The following is a 5,679-nucleotide window of genomic DNA, read 5'->3' on the forward strand; positions in this document are numbered from 1 at the left end:
GTCTCCCACCAAAGTAATCGCAGAATAAGATGGGCCGCTTGCGACCGCAGTTAACGCGATATCAACAACGTCATCTCCCAACCTTCGACCGTTAGGCCAACCACCTGATTTGCCGCTGGTTGTATCGCCACCGATAAATCCAAGACGGCTGAAACCGGCATCTCCCGCTAACCGAACTGGATCTGTAGTCGTATCCACCCGGATCACATCAGGAATGAAAACGGCAGCGAGATCAGTTCTTCCACTCGTTGCAAGACTGAGCCCGAATACGGCATTGATGAGCACAGCAATTTCCGGATTCAAAGCGTAAGTTGAGAACGTTGCTGCATCAACCACAGGTTTTGTCCGGTTGTAAACATCTTTATCCTTAAGGGCAACAAGCACTTCGTTGAAGAGTGGATTGCCCATGCGGTTTACCTGCACGAATGGTCCACTAAATTTGGGACCGGTGGGAGTTAGATTTCTGTTTTGCTGGCGGCTTACAGACGCGAATACGCCAACACCTGTCGTTGGTCCAAAGAAAAGCATCATTGTAGGCGAAAGAAGGTAGCGATTCGACAGGAATCTGGATTGCGATTGCCAGTACATTGAACCCCTTAAAGCCGTCAACGCCGCCACCTGCCTGGCCAAATGTTCCCGGAGGGCTAGGTGACACAATGCGTGAATCGAGAAGATCAAAAATTCCACCGGTATCGGCAAAAAATCCATCTTCCCGGGGTCCGGCAAAAACGGCTTCACCTGAACCAAGTGAAAATACTGCTTGCTTCGTGTAGTCATCCAGGTTTGCAAAAGATGTGGCGCCGGATATTGCAAGGCCTGTTGAGGAATCATTGTACGCCGGCGTTGTTCGCAAACCCACATTCGGTGGAGGTGTGAGTAGACGACTACCTAATACAGTTGAAGCGCTTCCTACTCTAGTCACACGATAAACCTGAGTATAGTTTTGGCGCGCATCTCCTATATTAATGATGGGCCCGATTTGCGTGCCTCTTCCATAAGAAAGGATAGTATTCGGATTCTTGAGTCCCGGAGTTCCCAATGGGTTCACATCAGAGAATCGAAAATCATACCGAAGCACGGCCTCACCAGTGACTGGATTCGCAATATGGATGCTGTACAAAGCATCGTCAGAAAACCGGTCATAAATCACACCATCACCAGGTTCTGAGAACGGGCGGGTGTGCACGATAACATTTAAGACCTTCTGACTTGCGTCATCGTATTTCGTTCCAATAAACGCGTAAACATCGGTGATATTTGTTTGGGGATCCTGCTTGATCAGCGGGGCATCACTATGGCTTGCTCCCCAAAGGGAAACAGGCAGAAAAATGCCGATGATGCCGATTGTCAGCAAAACAAACAAACGTTGAGCAGACTTTTTGTAACTCATTTAAGTACCTCCAAAAATTGAGAACGGTTGTTTGATGCATCGGCATGACATTTTTATATACGGCACGGAGAATACTCTCGGATTGGCCATGTGTTAAATACGGAGCGCCGTCTTACGGCCTGCATTACGGAGCGCAGGCTGAGTTTGTTGAAAAATCAATTGGAGCGCGGACTTCAAGTCCGCAAAAACGTGTTTGCTCGACAAGCATTTTGCGGGCAAGATGCCCGTGCTCCCAGTAGGAGCGCCCGCGATCTGGATTTTTCAACAAGCTCGGCGTCCAGCCTGCATTACGGCATCTTGCCCGCCTCATTCCTCACACCTACTCTTATAGAAAACCTTGAAAAGGAGCAGGCCATGAAAGTTGGAGTCATTGGTTCGGGTGATGTAGCAAAAGTTTTGGGAAGTGGTTTCCTGAAACACGGTCATGAGGTAATGATGGGCACGCGCTCACCTGAAAAATTAGCTGATTGGGTTGTGAAAAATCCTAAAGCTCAGGTGGGCAGCTTTGCCGAAGCGGCTCAATTTGGCGATCTGGTTGCTCTCGCAGTTAAAGGAGCGGTAGCGGCGGATGCTCTCCGTTCCGCCGGCGGGGAGAATCTACATCAAAAATGTGTCATTGATGCAACCAATCCAATAGCCGATGCGCCGCCGGTAAACGGGGTCTTACAATTCTTTACCAACCTCGACGAATCTCTCATGGAGCGTTTACAGCGCGAGTTTCAAAATGCGCATTTCGTAAAAGCGTTCAATTCCGTTGGCAACGCGGCCATGGTGAATCCACAATTCAAAGGAGGAAAGCCGACAATGTTCATTTGCGGGAACGATGAGGAATCAAAAAAGACCGTGGCAGGAATACTGGATCAATTTGGCTGGGAAACCGCCGACATGGGTAAGGCGGAAGCGGCGCGAGCCATCGAACCATTATGCATGCTCTGGTGCATTCCAGGCTTCCTTCGCAACCAGTGGTTCCACGCGTTCAAATTGGTTACTTGATCTATTAAGGGCGCGAAAATAGGAATCTTGATCCGCACAGGAAATTAGCTCCTATATTATGTAGTGAGCACTATTTGTGTTGGAGGTTACCGTGAGCATTCAAAGGCTAAAACTTCTTCCAATTTTCCTGTTTATAGTGAACTCATTTGTGATGTATTTGAGCGCGCAGGAGGAACTTCCGAAGGCGGGCCGATATGCGATTGTTCCCGATCAAAGCAAAATTGAGGTCAAAGCGGGAACTTCCGGAATGCTTGGATTTATGGGACACGGCCACACAATTGCTCCGAAAGTGTTCAGCGGTGAAATGGAACTCAAACCACAAGATAAGATACCTGCAGTGATCTCGATTCGCGTTGATGCGGCCTCCTTAAACGAAACAGCGGAGTTCAAACCGGAAGACAAAACCAAAATTGAAACTCAATTGCACGGAGAGGTGCTTGAGACAAAAACGTATTCCGAGATTTCTTTCCAAAGCACGGGTGTTAAATACACTGCTAGCCCGGGTCATGCTTTCAATGTGCAAATCGAAGGCGACTTAACTTTACACGGAGTCAAAGGTAAAATTACGGTTCCCGCGAGAGTCATCGATGATGGAACCAATTTGCGAGCCACTGGTAAATTTGAGATCAAACGCGCGGACTACAAGATTGAAACAAAATCCGCGGGCGGCGGCACAGTAAAAGTATCAAAAAACCTGGAAGTCAGTTTCGATCTGCTGTTGAAACCTCAGCAATAGTTACTCGGTCCTGAATTTTCGTTCTGAGATGGTCTGGTTTCCGCCTATTTCTTTTGCCAGTACCTCGAATTTGTATTTTTGACCGGATTCGAGAAAATTTGAAGGAACCTTTACGCTGGTTGCATCAGCAGGCAGATCGATTTGGAAGTGACGGAGTGGCCTATCGCCTTCAACAATCACCTGATAGCCTGCGATTACGATTCCGGCCGGAGTTGTAACCGGTTCCCACCGGATCGTGACTTTTTTCGGATCCAGGACATCTCCTTTCTCAGGCGACACAATCTCCGGCCCATCGGGAATGTTGTGAGTCAGTGTGGCTGTACCCACCAGCTCATCTCCCTCATTTGTTGAACCGAAAAACTTATATTCCCCTTCCGGAAAACGGGCCAGAAACTGTGATAATGGCACTTCATCGAGTCCCGGCTCCTCGCTTTCGAAAAATAGTTCGGTCAGGCCCTGTCTCCTTATATTCTTACTGCCCACGACTTCGAAGACCGTATTTCCGCCCGGGTTTTGAATGCTTACTTTTTTCCAACCCTCTGCATCGAGAAAAACTTGAATACCGATGTCTTCATCGGTGGAGTTGAACTCGATGATAATCCTCACATCGGAAAAAGGGATTTCTTCAGCAAACAACTCCAGAGCCGTCAGCGCGATCAACATTCCCACAACCAGCAAACAGAAATACGAATTACCTGTTCCACATTTCATTTCTTTTGCTCCTTGTTGAACAATATACGTTCAGGAACAGATGTTGGGAATGGAACGAACATTACATTTTTGAAAGGTAATAAGTTAGGATAAACTGACCCGCGATGAAGAGCATGAAATTTTCAAAGTTGCCGCGAGAGTTCGTCCAGTTTCGGGTTCGCGCCGACCGTCCGAATTTCATCGGCCGGCGCTTCCAAACGTACCTGACTGGTACCGTTCTTGACGTTGGTTGCGATGAAGCGGTTCTCAGAAATCTGGTTCGGCCGAAAACATATGCGGGTGTTGGAATGACAGAACAATCGGACGTGAAAGTGGATCTTGAGAAGCAGGGCCGCCTCCCTTTCAAGGACGGAACATGGGAAACGGTGCTTTGTCTGGATGTGCTGGAACATCTCAATAATTTCCATGACTTCAGCAACGAAATTTTTCGGGTGGCCAGCCGTTATGTGATCCTCTCCCTTCCGAATTGCTGGAGTCAGGCGCGCAGATCTCTTGCAAAGGGGAAGGGTTCGATCTGGCAATACGGACTTCCACTCACAAAACCGGAGGATCGCCACAAGTGGTTCTTCAACACCGAAGAAGCCTGGACCTATCTACTCAAACAGGCGGAAGTGCGAGATGTAGAAATCCTCGAAATGATCGCGCTGGAAAATCGCCGCCCTGCTATCAATCGTTTCTGGCGGCACCTCAAGTATCCCTCGTCACGCCAGTACCTGAATCTTTATCCCAGCACAGTCGTTTGCGTCTACGGTTTATAACGCAGAGACTTGAATGCCATTTTGGTATCATTACGGTCCATTTCGGTCCAAAACGGTTCAAGATGGTCCATTTTGACATTATCTCCTAAAGCGCCATTTCCCGTTTCGCAGTGTGAACAATTCCCTTTTTTAGCTCTCCTCCGCAATAGGATTTAACCAGTGTGAAGAGCTCACCGATTGCCTGTTCTACGAGTGGCGGCCCTACCGGAGGCAGACCCTCAATGACAAGGAAACCATGGACGGTTTGCTCTGAAAATTTTGTCCGGTCCGCTTCCTTCCAATTCCATCGACGGCAAAGGGCGCCGAGATCATCTTTGTAGATCACTTCTCCCGGCTTTGGTGACCGCGGATCAGGTTCACCCAGTAAGGTAACCGGTGGCTCACTTGCGCCGGCGAAAGTCAAATGGATGTCCCCTTGCGTCTGATCGAGGTCTTCCCCACCCACAGGGACGATGTGTCGAAGCGAAATGGTGTTGTACAGGTCTACGAGCAAATTGATGTGCCGCAATTGATGTCCTTTGGATACGCGCCGGATTAGGTTTTCAATGGAGGAGGGATAATCCTTTGGTTTTGCTCCGAACTTCCGGTACGCTTCGCGCCATGGAGAAATGTGCGGATGCTCGTTAATGGGATTCGTGGCAAATCGCTGGACCGTGTGGGACTCCTCTTTCCGCAGCATCGAAAGTATTTCGGGATTCTCACCCCTGTTATCTATGCCTTGAAAAACAATCACTCCCAGAATTGCATCGGGAAATGCTTGAAAGATGTCTTCGGAAACGCGCAGGTATTGCATATTGCATATTGCAAAATTCTCAAACATTATGCAATATGCATTATGCAATATGCAATATTTTTTGCGACGCCGGCTGATTTTCGCACCTGGCTTGAAAAGAATCACGACAAAACCCCGGAACAATGGGTGGGTTTCTACAAAAAGGTCTCCGGGAAGCCAAGCATCACTTGGCCCGAGTCTGTTGACGCCGCGCTCTGTTACGGCTGGATTGATGGTCTGCGCAAGAGTATTGACGATATCAGCTACAAAATTCGTTTCACTCCGCGAAAATCGACCAGCAATTGGAGCGCAATTAACA

The 5,679-nt window shown here is 48.5% G+C and carries 6 protein-coding genes and 1 pseudogene; 4 read left to right on the forward strand and 3 right to left on the reverse strand.

What is annotated here, in order from left to right; all coding sequences use genetic code 11:
- A pseudogene (locus L0156_27295) lies at positions 1-1,390 on the reverse strand (DUF4331 domain-containing protein).
- Between the two features lie 354 nt (positions 1,391-1,744).
- On the opposite strand from L0156_27295, the gene L0156_27300 reads away from it, so the two are divergent.
- Both L0156_27300 and L0156_27305 read left to right on the forward strand, forming a co-directional pair.
- Positions 1,745-2,383 (forward strand): NAD(P)-binding domain-containing protein, encoded by a 639-nt coding sequence (locus tag L0156_27300; protein MCI0606708.1) that lies wholly within the window; start codon positions 1,745-1,747, stop codon positions 2,381-2,383.
- A gap of 91 nt (positions 2,384-2,474) precedes the next feature.
- The gene (locus L0156_27305; protein ID MCI0606709.1) at positions 2,475-3,119 is read left to right on the forward strand and encodes a YceI family protein; all 645 of its coding nucleotides are present in this window, start codon (positions 2,475-2,477) and stop codon (positions 3,117-3,119) included.
- Here L0156_27305 and L0156_27310 read toward each other — a convergent pair whose 3' ends face one another.
- A complete protein-coding gene (locus L0156_27310; GenBank protein ID MCI0606710.1) occupies positions 3,120-3,830 on the reverse strand; it encodes a fibronectin type III domain-containing protein in 711 nt (236 codons plus the stop codon).
- Positions 3,831-3,943: 113 nt separating this feature from the next.
- Between L0156_27310 and L0156_27315 the strand changes: the two genes are divergently transcribed.
- Entirely contained in the window at positions 3,944-4,588 is a 645-nt protein-coding gene (locus L0156_27315) for a class I SAM-dependent methyltransferase (GenBank protein ID MCI0606711.1), read from the forward strand.
- A gap of 85 nt (positions 4,589-4,673) precedes the next feature.
- Here L0156_27315 and L0156_27320 read toward each other — a convergent pair whose 3' ends face one another.
- Positions 4,674-5,381: a hypothetical protein gene (locus L0156_27320; GenBank protein ID MCI0606712.1), complete on the reverse strand. Its 708-nt coding sequence runs from the start codon at positions 5,379-5,381 to the stop codon at positions 4,674-4,676.
- A 42-nt stretch (positions 5,382-5,423) separates the two neighbouring features.
- Here L0156_27320 and L0156_27325 point away from each other — a divergent pair.
- Positions 5,424-5,679 (forward strand): bacteriocin-protection protein (locus L0156_27325; protein MCI0606713.1); only part of this gene is annotated, 256 nt, incomplete at its 3' end.

The sequence above is a fragment of the bacterium genome (assembly GCA_022616075.1).
Classification (GTDB): domain Bacteria; phylum Acidobacteriota; class HRBIN11; order JAKEFK01; family JAKEFK01; genus JAKEFK01.

Coding starts and splice junctions, on each gene's coding strand:
- L0156_27315 (MCI0606711.1), top strand. CDS start 3,944: ATGAAATTTTCAAAGTTGCCGCGAGAGTTCGTCCAGTTTCGGGTTCGC.
- L0156_27310 (MCI0606710.1), bottom strand. CDS start 3,830: ATGAAATGTGGAACAGGTAATTCGTATTTCTGTTTGCTGGTTGTGGGA.
- L0156_27300 (MCI0606708.1), top strand. CDS start 1,745: ATGAAAGTTGGAGTCATTGGTTCGGGTGATGTAGCAAAAGTTTTGGGA.
- L0156_27320 (MCI0606712.1), bottom strand. CDS start 5,381: ATGCAATACCTGCGCGTTTCCGAAGACATCTTTCAAGCATTTCCCGAT.